22 protein-coding genes are annotated in these 21,753 nt (G+C 38.1%); 11 read left to right on the top strand and 11 right to left on the bottom strand.

Annotation, left to right across the window (positions count from 1 at the left end; genetic code table 11):
- Positions 1 to 225: 225 nt before the first annotated feature.
- A complete protein-coding gene (locus JO40_RS03465; RefSeq protein WP_044978009.1) occupies positions 226 to 1,062 on the top strand; it encodes a sulfide/dihydroorotate dehydrogenase-like FAD/NAD-binding protein in 837 nt (278 codons plus the stop codon).
- Between the two features lie 14 nt (positions 1,063 to 1,076).
- Positions 1,077 to 2,588 (top strand): NADPH-dependent glutamate synthase, encoded by a 1,512-nt coding sequence (gene gltA, locus JO40_RS03460; RefSeq protein WP_044978007.1) that lies wholly within the window; start codon positions 1,077 to 1,079, stop codon positions 2,586 to 2,588.
- 122 nt (positions 2,589 to 2,710) lie between these two features.
- On the opposite strand, the gene JO40_RS03455 is transcribed toward gltA, so the two are convergent.
- From JO40_RS03455 to JO40_RS03420, 8 genes are all read right to left on the bottom strand, one after another.
- Positions 2,711 to 4,330 carry an ATP-binding protein gene (locus JO40_RS03455; protein ID WP_044978006.1) on the bottom strand — a complete coding sequence of 540 codons (1,620 nt, stop codon included), beginning with the start codon at positions 4,328 to 4,330 and terminating at the stop codon, positions 2,711 to 2,713.
- A gap of 147 nt (positions 4,331 to 4,477) precedes the next feature.
- Entirely contained in the window at positions 4,478 to 4,882 is a 405-nt protein-coding gene (locus JO40_RS03450; RefSeq protein ID WP_044978004.1) for a DUF6672 family protein, read from the bottom strand.
- Complete coding sequence (locus JO40_RS03445; RefSeq protein ID WP_044978002.1) at positions 4,879 to 6,015, bottom strand: ABC transporter permease subunit; 1,137 nt, start codon at positions 6,013 to 6,015, stop codon at positions 4,879 to 4,881. Before JO40_RS03445 ends, JO40_RS03450 begins: the two co-directional genes overlap by 4 nt.
- Before the next feature lie 6 nt (positions 6,016 to 6,021).
- Positions 6,022 to 7,062: an ABC transporter permease subunit gene (locus JO40_RS03440; RefSeq protein ID WP_044978000.1), complete on the bottom strand. Its 1,041-nt coding sequence runs from the start codon at positions 7,060 to 7,062 to the stop codon at positions 6,022 to 6,024.
- Position 7,063: 1 nt separating this feature from the next.
- The gene (locus JO40_RS03435; protein ID WP_044977998.1) at positions 7,064 to 8,644 is read right to left on the bottom strand and encodes a sugar ABC transporter ATP-binding protein; all 1,581 of its coding nucleotides are present in this window, start codon (positions 8,642 to 8,644) and stop codon (positions 7,064 to 7,066) included.
- Between the two features lie 120 nt (positions 8,645 to 8,764).
- Positions 8,765 to 10,006 (bottom strand): DUF3798 domain-containing protein, encoded by a 1,242-nt coding sequence (locus JO40_RS03430; RefSeq protein ID WP_044977995.1) that lies wholly within the window; start codon positions 10,004 to 10,006, stop codon positions 8,765 to 8,767.
- 188 nt (positions 10,007 to 10,194) lie between these two features.
- Positions 10,195 to 11,202, bottom strand: a complete 1,008-nt coding sequence (locus JO40_RS03425) for a lipoprotein TP_1001-related protein (RefSeq protein WP_044977993.1) — start codon at positions 11,200 to 11,202, stop codon at positions 10,195 to 10,197.
- 70 nt (positions 11,203 to 11,272) lie between these two features.
- A complete protein-coding gene (locus tag JO40_RS03420) occupies positions 11,273 to 12,898 on the bottom strand; it encodes an alpha-glucosidase (protein WP_044977989.1) in 1,626 nt (541 codons plus the stop codon).
- 270 nt (positions 12,899 to 13,168) lie between these two features.
- On the opposite strand from JO40_RS03420, the gene JO40_RS03415 reads away from it, so the two are divergent.
- On the top strand, positions 13,169 to 13,474 hold the full coding sequence (locus tag JO40_RS03415) for a hypothetical protein (protein ID WP_044977987.1): 306 nt from the start codon (positions 13,169 to 13,171) through the stop codon (positions 13,472 to 13,474).
- Positions 13,475 to 13,554: 80 nt separating this feature from the next.
- On the opposite strand, the gene pheS is transcribed toward JO40_RS03415, so the two are convergent.
- On the bottom strand, positions 13,555 to 15,102 hold the full coding sequence (gene pheS / locus JO40_RS03410; protein ID WP_044977985.1) for a phenylalanine--tRNA ligase subunit alpha: 1,548 nt from the start codon (positions 15,100 to 15,102) through the stop codon (positions 13,555 to 13,557).
- Positions 15,103 to 15,346: 244 nt separating this feature from the next.
- On the opposite strand from pheS, the gene JO40_RS03405 reads away from it, so the two are divergent.
- Genes JO40_RS03405 through JO40_RS03390 form a run of 4 tightly spaced genes read left to right on the top strand, consistent with a single transcriptional unit; the run spans position 15,347 to position 18,295 of the window.
- Positions 15,347 to 16,378 carry a M23 family metallopeptidase gene (locus JO40_RS03405; protein ID WP_044977983.1) on the top strand — a complete coding sequence of 344 codons (1,032 nt, stop codon included), beginning with the start codon at positions 15,347 to 15,349 and terminating at the stop codon, positions 16,376 to 16,378.
- A 2-nt stretch (positions 16,379 to 16,380) separates the two neighbouring features.
- Positions 16,381 to 16,800, top strand: a complete 420-nt coding sequence (locus JO40_RS03400; protein WP_044977981.1) for a bactofilin family protein — start codon at positions 16,381 to 16,383, stop codon at positions 16,798 to 16,800.
- Between the two features lie 9 nt (positions 16,801 to 16,809).
- The gene (locus tag JO40_RS03395; protein ID WP_044977974.1) at positions 16,810 to 17,370 is read left to right on the top strand and encodes a YaaR family protein; all 561 of its coding nucleotides are present in this window, start codon (positions 16,810 to 16,812) and stop codon (positions 17,368 to 17,370) included.
- Positions 17,371 to 17,380: 10 nt separating this feature from the next.
- Positions 17,381 to 18,295 (top strand): PSP1 domain-containing protein, encoded by a 915-nt coding sequence (locus JO40_RS03390; protein WP_044977973.1) that lies wholly within the window; start codon positions 17,381 to 17,383, stop codon positions 18,293 to 18,295.
- 1 nt (position 18,296) lies between these two features.
- On the opposite strand, the gene JO40_RS03385 is transcribed toward JO40_RS03390, so the two are convergent.
- A complete protein-coding gene (locus tag JO40_RS03385) occupies positions 18,297 to 18,716 on the bottom strand; it encodes a metal-dependent transcriptional regulator (protein ID WP_044977971.1) in 420 nt (139 codons plus the stop codon).
- 102 nt (positions 18,717 to 18,818) lie between these two features.
- On the opposite strand from JO40_RS03385, the gene JO40_RS03380 reads away from it, so the two are divergent.
- The 4 genes from JO40_RS03380 to JO40_RS03370 are packed head-to-tail and all read left to right on the top strand — an operon-like array spanning position 18,819 to position 21,279.
- Complete coding sequence (locus JO40_RS03380) at positions 18,819 to 19,514, top strand: DUF1007 family protein (RefSeq protein WP_044977970.1); 696 nt, start codon at positions 18,819 to 18,821, stop codon at positions 19,512 to 19,514.
- The gene (locus tag JO40_RS03375) at positions 19,477 to 20,040 is read left to right on the top strand and encodes a HoxN/HupN/NixA family nickel/cobalt transporter (RefSeq protein ID WP_245608985.1); all 564 of its coding nucleotides are present in this window, start codon (positions 19,477 to 19,479) and stop codon (positions 20,038 to 20,040) included. The genes JO40_RS03380 and JO40_RS03375 overlap by 38 nt, the downstream gene beginning before the upstream one ends.
- Positions 20,041 to 20,066: 26 nt before the next feature.
- Positions 20,067 to 20,342: a hypothetical protein gene (locus JO40_RS14415; RefSeq protein ID WP_245608984.1), complete on the top strand. Its 276-nt coding sequence runs from the start codon at positions 20,067 to 20,069 to the stop codon at positions 20,340 to 20,342.
- Between the two features lie 22 nt (positions 20,343 to 20,364).
- Positions 20,365 to 21,279: a hypothetical protein gene (locus JO40_RS03370; RefSeq protein ID WP_044977967.1), complete on the top strand. Its 915-nt coding sequence runs from the start codon at positions 20,365 to 20,367 to the stop codon at positions 21,277 to 21,279.
- Here JO40_RS03370 and JO40_RS03365 read toward each other — a convergent pair.
- Positions 21,276 to 21,749, bottom strand: coding sequence for a hypothetical protein (locus JO40_RS03365; RefSeq protein ID WP_044977964.1), 474 nt, complete (start codon positions 21,747 to 21,749; stop codon positions 21,276 to 21,278). The two genes, JO40_RS03370 and JO40_RS03365, sit on opposite strands and share 4 nt — an antisense overlap.
- Between the last annotated feature and the right edge of the window lie 4 nt (positions 21,750 to 21,753).

The following is a 21,753-nucleotide window of genomic DNA, read 5'->3' as shown; positions in this document are numbered from 1 at the left end:
ATATTCTAAAAAAAAGTCTATATTTTTTTAGAGATATTTTTTTAATGTATGTTAAATTCAACAGACAGAAAAAAGATTAAAAAAAATACAAAAAATAAAAGCCTGTTGCAAGATTTTGTAAATTTTGATACAATAACCCGTTAAGGTTATTGTTGATTTGAAGATGTGTCTTAATATCTTAAATCATTATTTTTTTATAGAATATAAACCTTGAGGAGTATGATTATGCACAAAATACTTGAAAAACGGCAATATTCGCCTGAGGTTTTTTATTTGCGCGTTGAAGCACCGGAAATTGCAAAAAACAGGCATCCGGGTCAGTTTGTAATCGTTCAAATAGATACCAACTTCGGCGAAAGAGTCCCACTCACGATTGCCGATGCAAATGCCGAAGAAGGCTGGGTTGCCCTCGTTATTCAGGCTGTAGGGGCCACAACCATCAAACTTTGCAATAAAAACGTAGGTGATTCCATCGCTGCGATTTTAGGCCCTCTTGGGCGCCCCTCCCACATAACAAAATGCGGGACTGTAGCCTGTGTCTGCGGAGGTATTGGTGTCGCTCCCATGTACCCGATAGCGCAAGCCTTTAAAAAAGCAGGAAACAAGCTTATAGTTATTATTGGTGCTAGAAATAAAGACTTAATTGTTTTTGAAGATGAAATGAAGGCTATTGCCGATGAGCTCATTATCACCACTGACGACGGTTCTTACGGAAGAAAAGCCCTTGTAACGGTGCCCTTAAAAGAGCTCTGTGAAAGTCAAACTCCTCCCGATGAAGTTTTTGCAATAGGCCCGCCCATAATGATGAAATTCTGCGCAGAAACTACCCGTCCCTTCGGAATAAAAACAACGGTTTCGCTTAATACGATTATGATTGACGGTACGGGAATGTGCGGAGGCTGCCGTGTAACCGTAGACAATCAGATAAAATTTGTCTGCGTTGATGGGCCGGAATTCGATGCCCACAAGGTCGATTTCGATAATATGATGATGAGAATGAAGGCCTTCCGCGGACGCGAAGATCAGGATAGGCATAAGTGCAAGTCCGGTATTTTTAATTAAGGAGCGGGAAAAATATGGAAAATACAAATAAAGAATGTAATGAACACATAAGCCATGAAGAGCTTTCAGCTCGAGCTAAACAGCTTTGGGCCGATTTAAAGGGTAAAACCTTAACCCCAAAGGAAAGAACACAGATTCCGATTCAAGAAATGCCTACCCTCGATCCTCACAAAAGGGCTTCTTTGATGAATGAGGTTGCTATGGGCTACACCGATGAGCAGGCCCGCATTGAGGCAGAAAGATGCTTAAACTGCAAAAACAAGCCCTGCGTTAAAGGCTGTCCCGTAGGCGTACCGATTCCGGAATTTATTGCTGAAATTCAAAAAGGCGACTATAAAAAGGCGGTTGACATCATAAAAACAACAAACCTCTTACCCGCAATTTGCGGACGCGTTTGTCCTCAAGAAAAACAGTGCCAAGCCTTTTGTACAGTAGGTAAGATGCTCAAATCCCCCGAACAGGCCGTTGCCATCGGCCGTCTTGAACGCTTTGTTGCAGACTGGGAAAGAAACAATAATAAGATTACCGTTCCTCCTGTTGCCCCAGAAACCGGAAAAAAAGTTGCCATCATCGGTTCAGGACCCGCAGGTTTGACCGTTGCAGCTGATGTCCGCAGGGAAGGACATTCGGTAACCGTCTTTGAAGCTTTCCATAAAACAGGCGGCGTTATGGTTTACGGTATTCCCGAATTCCGTTTGCCTAAAGAAATTGTTGCAAAAGAAGTCGAAAACCTTGAAAAGATGGGAGTAGAGTTTAAAACTAATTTCTTGGTAGGAAGAACTGAAACCCTCGAGCAGCTCTTAAAAGAAGACGGATATGATGCCGCCTTTATCGGAACGGGTGCAGGTCTTCCTAAATTTATGGGAATTGAAGGTGAGAACCTAATCGGTGTTTTTAGTGCGAACGAGTATTTGACAAGGGCCAATCTTATGAAGGCCTATGATGCGGTACACTCCGATACTCCTCTTTATCAGGCTGAAACTTTGGCCGTAATCGGAGGCGGAAACGTAGCTATGGACGCTGCCAGGATGGGCTATAGACTCGGCTGTAAAAAAGTCTACTGTATTTACCGCCGAACCCGTGCTGAAATGCCCGCCCGAATCGAAGAAGTCGCCCATGCCGAAGAAGAAGGCGTAGAATTCTGCTTTCTTCAAAATCCGACAAAAATAATAGGAAATGAAGAAGGCAAAGTTTGTGCAATAGAAGTCTTAGACTATGAATTAGGCGAACCCGATGATTCCGGCAGAAGAAAGCCTGTGGCAAAACCCGGTACCGAACACCAAATAAAAGTAGATGCCGTAATCGTTGCCCTCGGAAATGACTCCAATCCCCTTATGGCTCAAACAAGTCATGGCTTGGAAGTTACTAAGAAGGGAAATATCGTTGTCGATGAAAGCCAAAAAACCTCAATTGAGGGCGTTTGGGCAGGAGGAGACATCGTTTTAGGTGCTGCAACAGTCATCCTTGCAATGGGTGAAGGACGAAAAGCCGCTGCTGCAATAAATGAGTACCTAAAGGCAAAATAAGTTTTTTTACTTTAAACCGATAATTTAAAAAGCTGCCCAAGAATCAATACGCTTGGGCAGCTTTTTTTGGTTCTACGACTTTTCTATAAATTTTCCATATTACATTGCAGTTTTTTAATAGTTTAAAGCTCTTCCGTCTTCCAATCTCCGATAGTCCGCTCCTCTTCATCAAAGCTCGAACCTATAAGGATTATCTTTTTACCCATAGTCTTAAATTGATCTGCATAGCCCTTCTCTTTTATTTGAGCTATCGCGTCTTCGGCACTGCCTGCACTCATAAGTTTAAACTCAAAGATATATATTGAATCTTTTGTTTGCACTATACAGTCAGCCCTGCCTTTTAAACAGTATATTTCAGTCTGCACAAATTGTCCCATTAACTTAAAGATTAAATAAACGGCAGTCTGATAGTTTTGCTCCCTAAGTTTAAGCTTATCCTTAGGTAAGTTATCATAAGGCACTCCCGCTATTATCGCCTGCATCCTTTCCATAAACTCATCTACCTTTCCCGCCCTTACATCTTCTACAAACTCCCATATCGAAACTCCTGTCTCATCAGGTCTAAGTGAACAATAGGCCGGCAAAAGATTTTCTAAAAAACCATACCTCACCTCATCATTAGGAAAACCTAACCTATATAGATTACCTTCTTCTATGTATTCTTTTATCGTTAAATATCCCGATTGAAAAAGTATCGGCAAAGGATTTTTTGCATCTGCTCTATATAGTTCTATACCTGCTTCATTTAATTCTACATTACCGTCTAAGTTAGGTACATTATAATGAGCATCTTTTAAGTAATTTACTAAAAAGGTCGGTGTTCCTGTAGCAAACCAATAGTTTTTTAATTCTCCCGCATTAAGTGTGCTTAAGATACTAAAAGGATTATAAACGGATTCCCCTAAAACACTGAACTTATATCCGTCATACCTCTTTTTTAGCTCTTCAATCATTTTATCATAGCTATTCTTGATGTTACCTGCTAACCTTTCTATTTCAGGCTTAAAAGTATTTTCTATCTCGTCTTGAGTTAGACCGCAGACTTCGGCATAGTCATTCAGCATGCTTATATCTTGCAAATTATTTAAATCGCTGAAGATACTTACCTTACTGAACTTTGTTACACCGGTCAAAAAGGCAAATCGGATATATTGGTCGCAAGTTTTTATCACCGAATAAAAGGCCTTGAGGGTGTTCCGGTATTCTTCGTTTAGTGCTTCGTTTACTCCCATAGTCTGTAACAGGGGCTTATCATATTCGTCTACAAGGATGACGGCTTGCTTGCCGGTCTTATTGTAGGCCGCTTCTATAAGTGACTGAAAACGTTTCCCAAAAGAATCTCCTTCATTTGTTAGTCCATATATTTTTTCTTGCTTTTTTAAAAAATAGTCTAAACTTTCAGCTAAGGCTTCTTTCAATTCATACTGTCCCACATTAAAATCCAAGTAAAAAACAGGATATTCTACCCAAGCCTCTGTTTTTTCTATTTCGGCTCTTTTTTCTTCAGCTTTTTCAATATATAAACCCTTAAAAAGCTCCTTTTGGCCTAAAAAGTAGGCCTTGAGCGTCGAAAGAAAAAGGCTTTTGCCGAACCTGCGCGGGCGGCTTAAAAAGTATGGAGAGGAAGTGCGTACAAGGTTATACACATATTTAGTTTTATCTATATATAAATATTTATCATTCCTCATCTTTTCAAAACTTTGGATTCCGATAGGTATTTTTCGTGATAAATCAAAGTCCATATTAAGCCTCCTAGCGATAATTATAGCATAAAAAGAGGGGAATGTTCTACATATTTAGTTATCAATATTTCATATATAACAAAAACCGCCTCGAAAAACTTAATTGTTTTACAAGGCGGTTGATTTGATGTAAAATAATTTAAAGCCCTATTCTTTTGTAGGTTCGGTATATAACTCAAAGGGAGTTACCGCCGAAGGCAAATTTTCTACCAAGGCCGGAAGGGACAGCAATACCGTATCCTGAAAAAGAGGTATCCTAAATTCCCCAATAAAATCATCACGGCCGTCAGCAAATTTTATAACGACCTTGTGCTTTTGGCCCCTCAAAAGGATTTGATCCCTCTCACCCTTAAAAAGTTCCGAAGGTTCTTGTCCGTTAAAGCTGACCTCAATTACATCGAAAGCCTTAAAGCTGCCGTCTTCAGCTTTTTTATTTTCAAATAAGACAGCATGAGTTCTGCCCATAGTAAACATAAGTATAAGCAGCAAAATATAAAGAATAGGCAAAATGATTCTTATTGCCAGGACTGTTTTTTTCGATTGTATTCTCATTTTTTTCCTCCTTCAGCTTGCAAACGCAATTCGGAACGCTTTTTCTCTGCGTTTCGTTGATTTCTTGCAGCATAGAGCACCAATGAAAGGGCTATTGCCGCATAACCGGCAAAGTCTCTAAAATACTCTCCTATCATTGCAGAACCAAGAAGCTGTTGACCTGCCATAGGGGTAACAATGTACAAGAAGTGAAGAAGAACAACGCCTATAAAGACGTTTTTTATGCTTACCCTGCTGACAGAAGCGCCTCCGACCAAGATGGCAGCTGCAGCAAAGAAACCTGTCTGATCGTGTGCGTTGTATGTACTCATATTTCCCATATTCTGCAAGAATATAATCTGCCCTATACAAGCCAATACAGTAGAAATTATAATCGAAATAATCCTTGTATGCTCAACCGCAATACCGGCCGAATTTGAAACCGATTGATTTTGACCGATTGCCCTCATATCTTGTCCCAGCTTTGTTTTTCTAAACCATACGATAAATAAACAAAGAGCAATAATAATGAGATAGGACAAAACAGGTATACGTAACCCCGCTATATTGAATGAGAAAGTCGTGTCCAATACTTGCCTTACAGGAGCAAGCTCAAGAGTATTGCGCACGCCGAAACCTCGCGAAAGTTTTATAGCTTTATTGTGCATCGGTATAATAGAACCCATGAGGTACAAAACAAAGAACTGATATACACCGTTAAAGAAAAATCCCAAGATATAACTTGTTACCATCTCACGGCCTCTTGCTTTGTTTAATATTGAGCCGGCAACCCAACCGAGCAGTACTGAAAGAGGCATCCCTATCAAGGCTGCAAAAACCAAGCCGTAAATACCGCCGATACCCCAGTCCATTGCAAAGATTAAGCCTATTTGTCCTGCCATGGCTCCTAAGACCATACCGAAGTTTATACCCATACCCGCCATGATAGGCAAAATAAGGGAAAAGACCAAAAAGGAGTTTCTTCCTATTCGAGTTAAAATCTCACCGATAATATGATGGGCCGAAAGTCCCGATACGGGAATAGCCACAAAAGAAATCAATAAGAAAAGAAGCGAAACAAGATTATCAGCCAAAAAATCGAGTACCGAAAATTTCTTTAATTTTCTATTCAATGTTTCCGTTATTTTATTCATAATCAATTACCTCGTCTTTTGTGTTTTTCTTGTCAGAGCATATAAAATCATACCGTTTGAAAGCACAATTCGGATAACCTCGGACATATCGGTCTGCAAAATACTGTTTATAACTGAAGGCGTCATCGATAAAATTCCCTGAAAAAGAATCGTACCTATGACGACATTTAAAATTGAAGCCTTATTTACCGAAGCTCCGCCTATAAGAATAGCGGCTACTGCGGGAAAGGCCATAAAAAGCGGGGCCTTATAAAGCTGAATAAACCCGAAACTTTGTTGGTACAATAAGATTCCTATTCCGCCGCATATTGTAGAAAGAATTATGCTTATAGTTCGTGCCCTGTTTATGCTTACTCCGCTTGCTCTTGCAAAATCCGGATTTGAACCGACAGCCGTCAATGCCGTACCAGTGCGCGTTTTCATAAAAAGCTTCATTAAGAGCATACATACTGCACAGAATAATATTACACCGGTGGGGAATTTGAAGGATCCTATTTTAATAGCTAAAAAATTATTTAAAATATTGACCCAATATCCTTCAAGAGTTATTGTAGTACGCAAGCCCTGTCCCGAATAAGCCCAAACCATGCTCGGGTTTGAATAAGGAAGCACTATCCACAAAATAGCCATAAAGGTAACCGATGCAAAACCTATATACATAGCTATTGTCATCTCTTCTCCCTTGACCCTATTCAATACCTGACTATAACCTAAGCCTATTATTCCGGAAAAAATAATTGTTAAAAGCACGGCAGTAAAAAAGCCTACAATACCGACAAGCCCGAACTGCATTGCTAAAGTAGAACCTAAAAGCCCGCCCAAAACTCCTAATGAAAGGCCGAAGTTTAAACCGCAGCCTGTTTGAATCATTGGAACCATAGCCAAAACCATCAAGGCATTCATCCCGAAACGGTTTGCAACATCCGAAAGAGAAGCGCCAATGCTTACCTTAACAAAGGGGGCAATTATAAAAAGGCTGAGAAGAAATAATAGAATAATTATTCTCGGTATACCGAAATCCGCAAGTATTTTTTTAAATTTTTCCATACTATTTTATCCCCGCCATATATAAAGCAAATTCAGCCGGCTGTTCTTCCGGCGGCAAAATTCCTGAAATCTCTCCGTGGAAAACAATTGCGATCCTGTCGCAGATAGAGCGCAGCTCTTCCAACTCACTTGAAATCATAATAATTGTGGTACCAAGTTCCTCATTTATTTTTCTCAAAGCATCCAAAACAAGGGCCTTTGCACCTACATCAATACCTCGCGTGGGTTCTGCTACAAAAAGAATTTCAGGATTAAGACAAAAAGCCTTAGCCAAACATATTTTTTGCTGGTTTCCGCCCGAAAGTTCTCTGGCTTTTTGCTGACTTCCGGTACACCGTATTTGAAGCATATCTATGTACTTATTCGAAAGCTCCTTCATAGCTTTTTCATCTCTTATTTTAAGAAGCCCGCCTAGATAGCTTTTTAGATATTCTCTCTTAGATTGAATAGCCGTAAAAGCGATATTCCACTCAAGGCTTTCATCAAGAAGAAGACCTACACCCCGTCTGTCTTCAGAAACAAAAGCTAAACCATCCTGTAAGGCTTGCTTAGTATTATTTAGAGTAAGCTCCTTTCCTTTAAAGGTTACGGTTCCTCCGGCCGGAAAGATACCCATAATTCCGTTTGGAATACCGACCTTTCCTTGACCTGCAAGACCTCCGATACCGAAAATTTCGCCTTCTTTAACCGAAAAGTTAACATTTCGGACAAGCTCTCCCGGCATATCAACCCAAAGGTGTTTTACATCAAAGACTACGGGCCCAATCTTTTTTTTCTTGTCTTTTTTTTCCGTATTGGAAATTTCACGGCCTACCATACCTGCTGCAATTTCAGGAATTGTAATCTCGCTTGTTTTCTTATCTTGAATCGTTTTTCCGTCTCTTAATATTACAACCCTATCGCAAGTATCTATAACTTCCTGCAATCTATGCGAAATAAAAATTACGGCAATTCCTTTATCTGCAAGTTTTTTTACTGCCGCTAAAAGAATATCCGCCTCGGATTCGGTTAAAACGGCTGTAGGTTCGTCTAAAACCAAAAGTTTTACATTATCTCGGTCTATTTCGCGTGCAATTTCGGTAAATTGCTTATGGCCTACAGGCATTTCCGAAATTAGTGTGCGTGCATCTATAGAAACGCCAAGCTCGTTTAAAACGGCTTGAGCTCTTTCATTCATTTCTTTTCTTTTAAGCAAGCTTAATCGGGAAGTAAATAAATCCGAAAGAATAGAGGGTGTCTGTAATTCCCTATTAAGCATGATATTTTCCGTTGCAGAAAAACCCGGAATTAATGAAAATTCTTGGTGAACCATTCCGATCCCTGCATCCAAAGCATCAAAAGGTGACTTAAATTTGACTTCCTTTCCTTCAATCAAAATGCGGCCGCCATATCCTCCTGTATCATTAATAACAGGCATTCCAAACAAGATGCTCATCAGAGTTGTTTTACCGGCCCCGTTTTCTCCTACCAAACCGATTATTTCCCCTCTTTTTAACGAGAAATTCACACCTTGCAGAACCTGTGTTCCGGAAAAATCTTTTGTGATATTTTCCAATGTCAAAAAATCTTTATTGTCATTCATAACAGTTCTGTCCTAAAATCAAAAAGTAAGGGGCGAAGCTAATCCGCCCCTATTAAGTTACGAGTTTAAGGAAAATTAAATAATCCTTTAAAATAAATTAGCCGACAATTCGTTCTCAATTTAGTTGGAGAATTTTGTGGTATAATATTTATCCGGAATTTCCTGTGCCGTAGACGGCAGATAACCTTGGCCGAAAACATATGTATCCATAAACATCAAAGCATGATTTTTTGATCGTACGCCTGTGCTTGCATCAACATAAGAAGTACTCTTCCATTTTGCTCCCGGTGTAAATTTATTAAATGCTTCCGACAAATCCTTCATATTATGTAATTGAGCCTCTCCGTCAATAACACGTCTGGCATATTCGCCCAAACCTGCAGAAACGGTAAAACCTAAAGAATAGGCCCAAGTTCCAAATCTTCCTTTTCCGCCTTTTTCAATAACAGTGTCTTCAACTTTTTTCAATATTTTCTGGAAGTCTCCCTGCTCTGCCGATAAATCAATACCTAAAGCGCCGGGATAGCCCATTAAAGGAGAAGGCAGGTCTGCTTCAATAAACATACCGCCGTAAGCAAAAAGCTGCTTTAACAATGGTTCCGTATGAGCATCATTTGTACAGAAAAAACAGGTTTCTTTTCCGTATTTTTCAATCCACTGAGGAACTTTTTCAAGAATGAATTGTTGAGCACCGGCTGTTCCGACATCGCTTGTGGGATCAGGAGCAGTTTCAAAATGGAACTCCATGCCTAAATCTTTACAAGCAATTTCAAGAAGTTGACGGCGTAGACCTAAGGTCTGATATGACATGTGTCTGGGGAAAGAAATATGTACAAAATGTTTTGCTCCTATTTGTTTTGCAGCCCAGGCGATTGTATATCCTCTCGAAATAAAGTCTTGAGATCCAACCATATCGGCGGCGGCGTCAATTACAAGCGGGTCTTCATGCGCTTCGCCTGCGAAGCAAAGAATATCGGGTCTCTTTTCTTTTACGCGCTTAAAAGCCTCTGCTGTTCCGGGTATTGCCTGATTTACAATGATAGCTTTCATTTTAGGATCATCCGAAAGAGCTACAATCTGAGAGATTGTTGTCTCCTGTTGAGACATAAAATCATCAGGATAGGTTATGTGCTGAATCATTCCGCCGTCTTTTACAGAACCGTAAAGCCGGATAAGCTCTTCAGCACCGCGCAAATCGTCTTCGGATTGAGATACTGTTCCGGTCATAATTCCAATATGATATGCCGGACCCTTTTTGTCTGCTTTTGCAGTTCCTTGATTTTCGGTATCTTTGTTACAACCGGCAACAAAAACAAATAAGGCAGTCAATAAGACACCGAGTGCCAACGTTTTCTTTTTCATAAATGAACCTCCATTTTTAAGAAAACTATAAAAGTTTAAAACTTTGCAGTTTTTTGTGTATCTATTGCTTAATTAAGAAAGTATCTTAAGGTCAAGACAGGCACTAATAAACTACAGACTAAAAGTGTACCACACATGTATTCAACCGTCAAGTTTTCTTGTAAATTTTTTGTAATTTTTTTTTAAATTTATTTTGGCAAAACCCAGTCTCCTGCATCATGATTTATTGTTTCCTGTGAAATTCGTTTAATCAGCTTTGTCGGCGTCATCTTGACTTGTACGGCATTTAAAATATCCCCGTCAGGATTCCATAGTCCGGCTTCGGCAGCTTCCAAAGCCGCTTGTTCAACTTCTTCTTTTCCCCAAGTTTCATCATTAGGATTCCTAAACAAGACTGCATCCTGTAAGGTGCCGTCTTGACCTGTCTTGATAATAATAGCATTTGTCTTTTTCGGCTGAAACTTTTGCAATTTACCCCAAAAACAAAAAGCCTTTTCTCCCTGGACGAGGGCATCACAATCCGCTGCGGAAACTAAAACTCCATCCTCAGGTTCCGAACCGTCAAGAGGCAAAAACCAATAGAACACGATTGTATTTCCTTCTTTAACCTCAAAAGCAGGAAAAACATAGTCAGGCTCTTTTGAGTTCCCCGCATTTACAAGATTTATTCCAAATAAGTTTCCGCTCTTTTTTACGCTGAATTTTATAAAACCGGGTTTAGATGCAGAACCTACCTTTAGGGAAGAAAATGAGAGCTCGGCCGGATTATTGTTTGAGCCCTTAAAAGGAAGCTCAAAATCAAGAACTTCATTTAAGCCGGCCTTTACCTTTCCGCAAATCTTAAAAGCCTCACCTATTCCAAAAGAGGAAAGAGGTGTAATTTTAAAGATAGAAATTTCGTCATTTGCTGAAGCTGCCGCTTTAATTGTAGTATTTTCTTCCGTATTAAGTTCTTGAACAGTACAAGCTATTTCTTCGGTTGTGTTTTCACGTAAGGCATAGACTTGTATATTTTTTACAAGACCTTCAAATCCAAGGGTTATTTCGTTATTTTGGGACTGTGCAATATTTTTGAGAATAATACTCCCATCATGGCCTGAAAAAATTGAAACAAATCCGGGCTGTTCAATCATTCCGCTGCAAGAAGCAAATAAACTCAAAACCAACAAAATAGGTAAAAAAAATCTTTTTTTCATAAAAGACCTCCTACCTATTTATATGGTTTTTTAATTTTTATAGTAAAATTTTAATTTTTTTTAATTCTTTTTAAATTCTTGTAATTACAGACTCAAAGGGACGTAAAATCTTCTGTTGAGGATTAAAGTTTCTATAATTAAATAGAATCGGGAGACCTCTAACCTCTTCTTTTATTTTCTGTGCCTTGCCTGACATATTAGAAAGAATAAAAAAAGTTTTATCGTCTTTTTTGCGGTAATATGCAAAGATATCTTTTCCTAAATCGACAAATTCTATATCGCCTGTTTGCAAGGCTTCTTCCTTATTTCTTAAGGCTATAAGCCTTTTGTAATAATTAAAGCAAGAATCAGGCTCGGATAGGTTCTTTTTTACATTTATCTCTTTATACCTTTCGTTCAAACGCAGCCAAGGCTTTACGGTACAAAAGCCTCCATTTTCGGAATCATCCCATGGCATGGGAGTTCTCGCATGATCCCGGGCGTAGTTCATAGTCATTTTAAAAGCCCGTTTTTTACCGAATTTAAGACGGCGGAGAGTGCCATAAATATTCTTTGTGGCTATATCGTCAATTTCATCCATGCTCTTAAAATCGGTATTGGTAAGCCCGATTTCCTCGCCTTGATAAATAAAGGGTGTTCCTTTTTGGGTTAGAAGAACTGTTGCGAGCATTTTGACGCTTTCTTTATAGTATTTTCCTTCATCTCCAAACCTTGAAACCGAACGTGCCTGATCGTGATTTTCAAAAAAGAGGGGAGTCCAAGGCATTTTAGTCTGCCATTTTTTTAAAATTTTAATCATCCGGAAAGGTTTATATTTCCGTTTTAAAACCGGAATTTGAAACCAGCAGTCTACCCCCGTGTGATGTTCAAAAGGAAACACAAGAGTCAATTCGTCTTGAATAAAATCTTTGGCTTCTTCTAAAGAAACATCCATAGTTTCTCCCACAGTAAAGGCATTATACGGTTTTAAAACATCTCTATTCAATTCTTTTAAAATATCGTGGCAGCCCTTTTGTGAAAGATAAAACTCCTTGCCTGTTTTAATCCTTCTTTTTTTTGCATCTTCGTAAGAAGTTTTATAAATACAGTTTATAACATCGCAGCGGAAGCCGGCAACACCCATATCCAGCCAAAACTTCAATATCTTTTTTACTTCTTCAGTAACCGCGGGATTGTTATAGTTTAGATCCGGCTGATTTTCGGTAAAAAGGTGAAGATAATAGAGGCCGTTTTCTTCACAATACTTCCATGCAGAACCTAAAAAAAGGCTGTCCCAATTATTGGGAGGCAGCTTTTTACCCTTTACAAGCCTAGGCTCTTTCCAAACATAATAATTATGGTAGGGAGATTCGGGATTTTTAGATTCGATAAACCACCTATGCTGATCGCTTGTATGGTTTATAACCAAGTCCATCACAATTTTTATATCCAGTTTATCCGCTTCTTTTAATAGAGACTTAAAGTCATCCATTGTGCCGAATTTGGGGTTGATATCGCAATAATCGGAAACATCATAGCCGTTATCATAATCGGAGGATGCGGTTACGGGAGAAAGCCAAATTGCCCCTATACCCAGTTCCTTTAAATAAGGCAATTTTGAGATAATACCCTGAATATCCCCCATCCCGTCATTGTTTGCATCACAAAAGCTTCTGGGATATATCTGATAAAAAACCCTTTTATTCCACCATTCCATACATTTTCTCCTAAATGAATTTTATCTAACTTATATTCTAATTGTTTTTTATTATTTGTCTATATTTAAGGGATATATATTTTAAAAAGATATAGAGAATATGCGGGCTCTTGACAGTATGTATATTGTAGTATAGTATGGCCTTATAAACACTTGCAAAAAGTTTTTATAAGGAGTTATGATAAACAGTTCGGCAGAAATTCAGCCTCACTGTTTATCTGACGAGTTTTGTACATAGGGTACAAAACATCGCATTATTGGGAGGTATTTATGAAAAATAAAAAATTTTTTACAGTTGTACTTTTGTTGGCAGTGTCTGCTTTGTTATTTACTTCTTGTACTTTCAAAATGAATACTGCACAAAAAGCACATTATGAAAAGTTTATAAACGCGCTTGAGAATGAATTAAAAACTAGACAGATACCTGCAGGAGCTGTTATAGACATGCTTGCAGAAATTAATACTGAAGCCCTTGCATTAGATTATCAAATTGTGGATAAAAAACCCGGCACATCTATTGCACGATATACTAAAGCAGCTGAATTAAGAAAACGTTTTATACCAAAGAAAAAGTAAACTTAACTGTAAGGCCAGTTTTTTAATCAGGTAAAGTTTTATCCCCATCGGAAGATTCCGCCCTCCGATGGGGCTTTTTTTTACTTTCTGAGCCTGACTCCCTCAATATCCGAGCTGAACAGCTCTCTCAAATCGTTTAAGCCAAGGGCCATAAGGGCCATTCGGTCAATGCCTATCCCCCAAGCCAATACGGGGACATCAACTCCCATTGTTCTCGATACTTCGGGGCGAAGGATGCCTGAGCCGCCAAGCTCGAACCAGCCTAAAACGGGATGTTTTATATGCACTTCAATCGAAGGTTCGGTGAATGGAAAGTAACCGCCGACATATTTAACCTCGTCAGCACCGGCTATTTCAACGGCGAACATTTTGAGGATTCCTAAAAGGGTTTTTAAATTGACCTCATTGCCTAAAACAATGCCTTCGGTTTGGTAAAAGTCCGATAAGTGGGTAGCATCTACCTTATCATACCGGAAACATCGGGCTATGCCGAAATATTTGCCGGGTATTTTAGCCTTTGCCAGCTGATGGGCAGAAAGAACCGTTCCTTGGCTTCTGAGTAAGAGGCGCTTTGTAAAGTTTCTGTCAAAGGAATAATTCCAGCCTCGGCTTCCTGTGTTTCCGCCTGTCTCGTGGACTTCGGCAACGCGGGATAAAAAGGGTTCTTCAATGCTCTTTGCGTGAGTAGGATTTTTTATGTAGTAAACGTCATGAATATCGCGGGCTGCGTGGAATTGGGGCATAAAAAGGGCGTCCGAATTCCAAAAATCTGTTTCTACGAGCGGGCCGTCAAATTCTTCAAAGCCTAAGCCTACGAGTTTATCCTTTACACCCTCCAAAAAATCGCAATAGGGGTTAGTTCTTCCCGAAATTATACGGGCAGGAGGGAGATTTATATTATAACTTCTAAATGTTTGATTTTTCCAGCTTCCGGTTTTTAAGCTCTCGGCAGTAAGCTGTCCTGTTTCGTCGCCCGTAATACCCTCCGCTTCAAGTTCTCTTTGAAGGGCTTCTACCTCATCCGTAAAAGAGTAAACAACTGAGTCTCTTTCTACTATTTTATACGGGCTGTCGGCCGCTCCGCGTTTTTTTGCAATGGTAGTTATTATTTTTAATTCTTCGGCATTTAAATTTTCTTCCGAAAGAAGATGATCGGCCGCCTCTTTTCCTTTTTTTAATAAGCTTTTTAGCAATTCTAAGCGGCCGGAAGAAGGCTCTGCAACGAAAGATGCTCTTTTTTCTTCATCCATTTTAACGGCCCCTTCTTTTGAAAGGGTTCCGAAGGCTGAGCCTACATCCTTATTGGGAAGATTGAGGGCTTCGGCAATTTCAGGAAGGCGTAATTTACCTTTTTCTTTTAAAAGAGAAAGAATTCGTTGTTCAGGCATTCCATTTTCCGCAAAATCTTTTCCCAGTTCGGTAAGTTCAAAAAAAATCTTTGTTTTTCTGCTTTTTTCTTTAACAAGTTCTTTCATCTTAAGCCATGAAAACACCTGATTTGCATGTCCTTCTTTATAATCTAATTGCAGCTCCAATGCTTTTGTATCAAGGTCTTCATCTTTTTTAAATTTTTTTAACACCTTAATTTCAAGAGGATGAAGATTTTTTATAATATTTTTTATATCCATATTTACTCCGAGGTTTCTTGTATAAAATATAAAGGATTATACCATATTTTTAAGTCTTTGTACACAATTTAGCTTATATAAATTTTAGGACTTTACAAAAAATATTACTTATTATATAATAGGATGTCGGCTGTGTACTAAATAATTCAGCTAAAAACGCCGATAAGATATAGGCAGTACCGATAATTTTGAAATTTTAATTTAGTTATTATTTAATATGGTATAGTCAAAAGAGGGGTTTAAAGTGTCAAAAACACGAACATATAAAACGGCAGAAAATAACTTAGTACGGTATTTTAATGAGCTTTTTAGAGCTTTCTGTGCGGCCGTATCTAAGGGTGTAATGAAGTTCATTAACGGCGGACGCAAAAAACTTACCATAATGGTTGTTCCGCACTCTCAAAAAAGGGTCGTAAATTTTCAGGCAAGTATATTTTCGATTATTTTTGTATCCGTACTGCTTTTAGGTATTTTAGCTTCATTTTTTTGGTTTACAGCCGAATCCATAGCTTCAGCCAAAAAGCTGGCAAACCTAAAAGAAGAAACACGCAAAACTCAAGCGAGCCTTAATGTTTTAAAAAATGAAACAAATGATTTTTTAAAAAATGCAAAAAATTTTCAATCCACTCTTTCTTCTACGTTAGCATCATTGGGCTTACAGTCTATTATGGAAACAGGAGCGGAAAATGATGATTCAAGCGATCTTTCACTCTTGTTTAACGTACAAGAGCAAGCTCAAGGAACTGCCAGGGAAGTAAATGAGCTAAAAAAATTCTCAGCCTACTTACAGGATACCATTCAGCCTGTACAGGAAATGGCAAAGCTCATGGACACTCAAACAGCCCTATTTTCAGATATTCCCAGTCTTTGGCCCATCAAAGGGGGTATCGGACATATCACGATGGCATTCGGCCAAAACCGGCACCCTTTTACCGGCCAATGGTATATTCATACGGGTATAGACCTTGCAACAGGCCGTTCCGGCGATCCCATTATGGCTACAGCTGACGGCCAAGTTATTACAGTAGAAACGGATTCGGGCTGGGGCAACTACATTATTATCAAACATAAGCATGGTTTTTTTACGAGGTATGCTCACCTAAGCTCATTTAGAGTTACAAGAGGGCAGCATGTACAAAAAGGTCAAGTAATAGGTTATATAGGAAATACAGGCATATCTACCGGCCCTCATTTGCACTATGAGGTCCACATAGGTTCGGATGTTGTAGATCCTATGAAATATCTGAACATAAAAAATACCGGAAGAAAAAAATAGTCATGGCCGATTTTACTGATGATATTTCCATAAACACAATCATAGGCCCGGGAACTTTCGTAAACGGAAGTTTAAGTGTGCCCGGCTTTTTACGTATAGATGGAGATATAAACGGAGATATCAACACTCCCGGAAGAGTTATAATTGCAGAGAACGCCAGAGTCAGGGGCAACATACACGCCAAATCAATAACCATAGGCGGAATGGTTCAGGGCGATGTTATAGCCCCGGAAAGCGTAGTAGTATTGTCAACAGGCCTTGTTTTAGGTTCCGTTTTGACAAAAAAGATACGCCTTGATGATGATGTATTTTTACACGGCTACTGCTTTGCCGTAGATAATCAAAATGAATTTGAAAAGGCAGAAAAAGAATATAAAAACAGACAGGGCCTTGCGGCTTCTGCTCTTGTGCATTCAAGGTGAGGTTAAATTATGGGAAACTCTGTGGACACAAGCAACTATGTTTCCGCTCTTAATACTGCCGCACCTTTAATAGCAAAAGATTCGCATACTCAAAAAAATCAAACACGAAAAGCAGAAGATACCAAGCTAAAAAAGCAAAAATCCTTTTTAGACACAATTTTGGATAATAATATTCAAGAATCTGAAGAATTCTATTATGAAAAAAAGCTGGAAGGTCTTAATCTTGAAGAAAGAAAAAAGGCCGTAGATGACATTCTGGCTCTTTTACAAGACGATGTCTATTCAAGCGGGGCAAATCTGGCTGATAATGTAAATACCGAAACTATTACCAAATATAAACAAGCTGTTAAAAAATTTGTCCGTTTTGCCGTTTCTCACTCTCTTGACGCAAAAGCGGTAACTTCAGGAGGCTTAAATCCTCTAAAACAGCGTAATTATGTAATAGTAAAAGTCATTGATGAAAAAATAGACAAGCTGACACAGGAACTTTTATTTAATCAACTTGAAAAACTACAAATTTTAGCTAAACTGGATGAAATAAAAGGCCTTTTAATCAATTTGACAACATAGCGGAGTAAAAATGGATTATGATATTAATGAAAATATAGAAGATATTGAATCTCTTGAAGATAAGGATCAAAAGCCTGTAAAAATGAGCTCAAATCCTAAAGATTTTCCTCAACCCCTGTATGAACTTAATTTGGATTACTCAAAAGAAAGCTTTTATGCGACAGCTGACGAACACCAAGAGTTTAAAACGGGAGACTTTGTTCTTGTACCTACACGATATGGTAATGATGCAGCAAGATTAGGAGGTCTTGTCAAAACTCCCATCAATGCAGATCCTGACGAGGTTGTAAAAATTATTCGAAAAATAAATACTGAAGAAGAGATTATCTTAGAAGAAAACAATAAAAAAGAAAAAGAAGCTGCCAAGATTTTTAAAGAAAAGGTGTCCTTAAATAACTTGGAAATGAAATTTATAGGTTGTCATTTTTTGCTTGATGAACCGAAGGTATTATTCTTTTTCAGTGCCGACACCCGTATAGATTTTAGAAAGCTGGTTAAAGATCTCGTTTCCGTTTTTAAAATACGAGTTGAGTTAAGGCAAATAGGTGTTAGAGACGAATCTAGAATTATAGGAGGACTCGGCTGCTGCGGCAGGCCCTATTGCTGCCATAATGTAACCGATAAACTCAAGCCTGTTTCTATAAAAATGGCGAAAGAGCAAAATCTATCGTTGAATTCATCTAAAATATCGGGACAGTGCGGAAGGTTATTATGCTGTCTCTCTTACGAATATGATTGGTATGCAGAAGCAAGAAGATCGATGCCGCCGGAAGGAGCAAAGTTCTCGTATGACGGCACAATCTTTAAAATTACCGAAGTAAATCTTCTTAACAGGATGGTCTCTCTTTTAGGAGATGACGGCCGAATCCTTTCTCTCCCTGCAAAACGTATAGTCAATATCGGGGGAAAGTGGCAGGTAAGATAGATTATTTTTCCGTATTTTTTTCTGTTATACCCAGCTTTTTTAAATAGGCATAAAGTTTATCTGCAGTGTGCTTACTTATTGCATGTTCCATCTCGCAAGCATCAGTATCTGCAATTTCATAATCTACTTTAAGAACTTGAGTTAAAAAAGCTCTTAGCGCATTGTGTCTTGTACGGACATCTTTTGCAATAGCCTTGCCTTTTTTTGTTAAAGTAATGGTTCCATAAGGCTCTTGCTCAATATATCCATCTTCTTTTAGCCCCCCAAGAGACTTATTAACACTTGCCCTCGAAACGTTTAATGCTCTTGCAACATCAATAGACCTCACGTGCTCATCAATCAAAGATAAGTCATAAATACGTTCAAGATAATCTTCTTTTGAGGAAGTAATAGTTCCTGCTACATGCGTTCGTTTATTCATGCTAATATTATACACTATTTCCTTTGACAAAACAAGGACTTTTTTGTATCATATCAAAAGAATGTTTGTTCTATTTTTGTACTGGATTGTAGATACGGAACTATGTTGATAAAATTAAAAAAAAGTATACCGGTTATAATATTCATTTTTCTAATAGGCTTTCCGGCCTTTTCTCATCCTCATATGTGGTTTACAAGCTCCCTTGAGGTAGTTTTTTCGAGGAAAGCTATAAAAGGAGCCTATATTACATGGACATTTGATAGATTTTTTAGTGCAGATGTAATAAGCGGTTATGACTTAAATGGCGACGGAATATTCAGCACAAAAGAAACTGCCGATGTTTACGAAAATGCATTTAGCTACACTGAAAATTTTTATTATTTTACCTTCATTAGGCAGGGAGAAAAACGGGTAACCCCTGAGCATATTGAAAAAGACTCTTTTTCCGTTTGGCAAAATAAGGGTATTTTAAGTTACCGCTTTTTTATAGATTTAAGCGGGTTTGAGGGGCAGGAAATATTTTTAGCCTGCTATGATTATACGTTTTTTTGCGATATTACCTATCCTGAAAATGCGGCCGTTAAATTCATATATGACAAAACTATGGTAAAGCCATCATATATGATTATAGAAAATAAAAATTATCCCGTTTATTATGACCCTTTAGGAGCAATGGACGATAATAGAATATATTATAAATGGGCACCCGGGCTTAATACCTATTATCCAAAAGAAGTAAGAATTAGGTTTGAAAATGCTTATGAAAAAAAGATGGATAATTATTTTTTTTGTCGTTAATATAACCTCATTATTTGCAAATCCTTTTACAGGCAAAAAGAATTCTCCTATGCCTGTATATCAAGGACAACCTTCGGAAAATATTTTAAAGGGTCAGCGTATTTTAAACCAAAAGCTGGGAGATTATATAAACGATTGGAAAGAAAATAAAAATTTTAACGTTTTATTGTCCATATTGGCCATTGCATTCTTATACGGCTTGGTTCATGCAGCAGGGCCGGGACACCGTAAGACTGTAATCTTTTCGTTTTACATTACAAAAGAATCAAATAGCTTAGAGCCTCTTTTTACAGGTCTTATTTTGGCAGGTGCACATGGAGGTGCCGCAATAGTCCTTATGCTTATTTTTAAGGGGCTTTCAGGAGCAATCCTCTCACGTTCAAATGATGCAATGATATACATGGAGGGAGTTTCTTTTTTAATTTTGATAGTGCTATCTCTTTGCGGAATAATTGATGCACTAAAAGATATAAATACAAAAAAAATTCTGAGAATAAAAAACTTAAACTTGGGGCAATTTTACTAAGCGGTATTTATCCTTGTCCGGCGGCAATGCTTGTTTTGGTCTTAGCTGTAAGCCTTGATGTTTTAGCCTTAGGAATTTTTTCGGTAATAGCTATGTCTATAGGGATGAGTATCCCGATAATAGCATCAGGATATTTAGCATGGGCCGGAAGGACAGGTCTTTTTTATAAATTAAAAAATAAAGAAAAACTTGTAGGACTAATCGGCTCAATTCTCCAGATCGGAGGATATAGCTTTTTACTCTACATTTCGGTAAAAACAGCCTTGCCTTTTATCCTAAGTTTGTTTAGAATACTAAAATAAAATTTATTTTGCAGGAGTTAATATGAAATCTATCAATATTATGAAAATTTACCTGTTTATTTTTTCTATGCTGTTTCTTACAAGCTGTTCAAGCATACAAAAAGACTGGAAAACGGACGGATCCGCTATCGAAAAAGATATAGCTCTGTCAAAAAAACATGGGCTAATGCTTTTTACTGCTTCGGATACCGATCCGCAAAGTAAAAACTTATTAGAAAACGTTTTTACCGGCAGCTTATTTTCAAAAATAAATAAGGATTTTATTTTTTACAATGTAGACATAGTAAAGGATGAAGAATCAGCCGATTCGGTTCAACTGGAAAAAAATTATGTCCTTTTTTCGGATTATAATATTACTCAAGTTCCATACCTGTGTTTGATAAATGAACACGGAGACGTTTATCATTCGGATCTAATTCCTGAACAGATTACATCCTCTTCTTCATTTTTAGAGTATTTGAATAAACTAAAAGAAAAGGGAAAAGCTGTAGAAAATTTACGAAAAAACATCAATGAAGCGAACGGCCCTGAAAAAATAAAGGCTATAAACGCATTTTTTGATAAAATTTATCTTGTCGATTCCGAAAAGTACAGAAATCTTTTTGAAGAAGGCATAAAAAGCGATCCTTCAAATGAAAGCGGACTATTAGGCTCCTTTATACTTGCGAGAATGCAGCTAAACATTGAACCATTGTTTAAACAACAAAAACACAATGAAATAATAGCAGAATTAAACAAAACCTTAGAAACAGGGCTTCTAACTTCTGAAGAAGAGCAAGGGGTATTATGCAATATTGCATATTTTTACTCTATTTTACCGAATACGCCTGCAAAAAAAATAATAGAATACCTTGAAGCAGCTTTAAAAAAAGCCCCTAACTCTTTTAGAGCCGCAACCATAAGGGAAGATATTGAATACCTGAAAAATAAAAATTAAATGCTTATATCAACTAAGCCTGAAACGGCTTCTTGCTTGGCAAAGGCCTTTGATGTATAGCTGTAGTTCGGTTTTATGGATATTATTTCTTGCCTCAAATCAGTCATTCGGGATTGTAAAAGCTCCCTGTTCTTTTTATTTTGGTCTATGACTTGGGATTGAAGTTTACTCAGATCCGATTTAAGCCTTACAACCTCGGCGTCGTCCTTATCGGGCATACCGAATCGGTACATTTCTTCTATCGGGTCTATTACCTTTTGAATTGTAAAAATATCCCCAATTATCGACTGTTCCAACTCCGTGTGATGCACCAAGGCATCTATATTATCTTCATGTATGCTTCGCTCCTGTGTTTCAAGGACAACAAGATAGTCGCTGAATTTTTTTCTTTGTTCTTGTAAAAGAGTCTTAAACCTTTTAAGAACAGCAACCCTCTGATCGATTTCTTGGCGGCTTAATGTTTTCTTCATAAGT

Source organism: Treponema putidum (genome assembly GCF_000755145.1).
Lineage (GTDB): Bacteria > Spirochaetota > Spirochaetia > Treponematales > Treponemataceae > Treponema_B > Treponema_B putidum.
Note: the sequence above shows the minus strand (reverse complement) of the source record. Positions and strands in the feature narration are given on the sequence as shown.

What these genes read in the sequence shown, in the direction of transcription:
- JO40_RS03390 (WP_044977973.1), top strand. Translation starts at nt 17,381, where the DNA reads ATGGATTATGATATTAATGAAAATATAGAAGATATTGAATCTCTTGAA.
- JO40_RS03445 (WP_044978002.1), bottom strand. Translation starts at nt 6,015, where the DNA reads ATGAATAAAATAACGGAAACATTGAATAGAAAATTAAAGAAATTTTCG.
- JO40_RS03435 (WP_044977998.1), bottom strand. Translation starts at nt 8,644, where the DNA reads ATGAATGACAATAAAGATTTTTTGACATTGGAAAATATCACAAAAGAT.
- pheS (WP_044977985.1), bottom strand. Translation starts at nt 15,102, where the DNA reads ATGGATATAAAAAATATTATAAAAAATCTTCATCCTCTTGAAATTAAG.
- JO40_RS03450 (WP_044978004.1), bottom strand. Translation starts at nt 4,882, where the DNA reads ATGAGAATACAATCGAAAAAAACAGTCCTGGCAATAAGAATCATTTTG.
- JO40_RS03395 (WP_044977974.1), top strand. Translation starts at nt 16,810, where the DNA reads ATGGGAAACTCTGTGGACACAAGCAACTATGTTTCCGCTCTTAATACT.
- JO40_RS03455 (WP_044978006.1), bottom strand. Translation starts at nt 4,330, where the DNA reads ATGGACTTTGATTTATCACGAAAAATACCTATCGGAATCCAAAGTTTT.
- gltA (WP_044978007.1), top strand. Translation starts at nt 1,077, where the DNA reads ATGGAAAATACAAATAAAGAATGTAATGAACACATAAGCCATGAAGAG.
- JO40_RS03430 (WP_044977995.1), bottom strand. Translation starts at nt 10,006, where the DNA reads ATGAAAAAGAAAACGTTGGCACTCGGTGTCTTATTGACTGCCTTATTT.
- JO40_RS03365 (WP_044977964.1), bottom strand. Translation starts at nt 21,749, where the DNA reads ATGAAGAAAACATTAAGCCGCCAAGAAATCGATCAGAGGGTTGCTGTT.
- JO40_RS03385 (WP_044977971.1), bottom strand. Translation starts at nt 18,716, where the DNA reads ATGAATAAACGAACGCATGTAGCAGGAACTATTACTTCCTCAAAAGAA.
- JO40_RS03420 (WP_044977989.1), bottom strand. Translation starts at nt 12,898, where the DNA reads ATGGAATGGTGGAATAAAAGGGTTTTTTATCAGATATATCCCAGAAGC.
- JO40_RS03415 (WP_044977987.1), top strand. Translation starts at nt 13,169, where the DNA reads ATGAAAAATAAAAAATTTTTTACAGTTGTACTTTTGTTGGCAGTGTCT.
- JO40_RS03465 (WP_044978009.1), top strand. Translation starts at nt 226, where the DNA reads ATGCACAAAATACTTGAAAAACGGCAATATTCGCCTGAGGTTTTTTAT.
- JO40_RS03400 (WP_044977981.1), top strand. Translation starts at nt 16,381, where the DNA reads ATGGCCGATTTTACTGATGATATTTCCATAAACACAATCATAGGCCCG.
- JO40_RS14415 (WP_245608984.1), top strand. Translation starts at nt 20,067, where the DNA reads ATGCTTGTTTTGGTCTTAGCTGTAAGCCTTGATGTTTTAGCCTTAGGA.
- JO40_RS03425 (WP_044977993.1), bottom strand. Translation starts at nt 11,202, where the DNA reads ATGAAAAAAAGATTTTTTTTACCTATTTTGTTGGTTTTGAGTTTATTT.
- JO40_RS03440 (WP_044978000.1), bottom strand. Translation starts at nt 7,062, where the DNA reads ATGGAAAAATTTAAAAAAATACTTGCGGATTTCGGTATACCGAGAATA.
- JO40_RS03375 (WP_245608985.1), top strand. Translation starts at nt 19,477, where the DNA reads ATGAAAAAAAGATGGATAATTATTTTTTTTGTCGTTAATATAACCTCA.
- JO40_RS03370 (WP_044977967.1), top strand. Translation starts at nt 20,365, where the DNA reads ATGAAATCTATCAATATTATGAAAATTTACCTGTTTATTTTTTCTATG.
- JO40_RS03380 (WP_044977970.1), top strand. Translation starts at nt 18,819, where the DNA reads ATGTTGATAAAATTAAAAAAAAGTATACCGGTTATAATATTCATTTTT.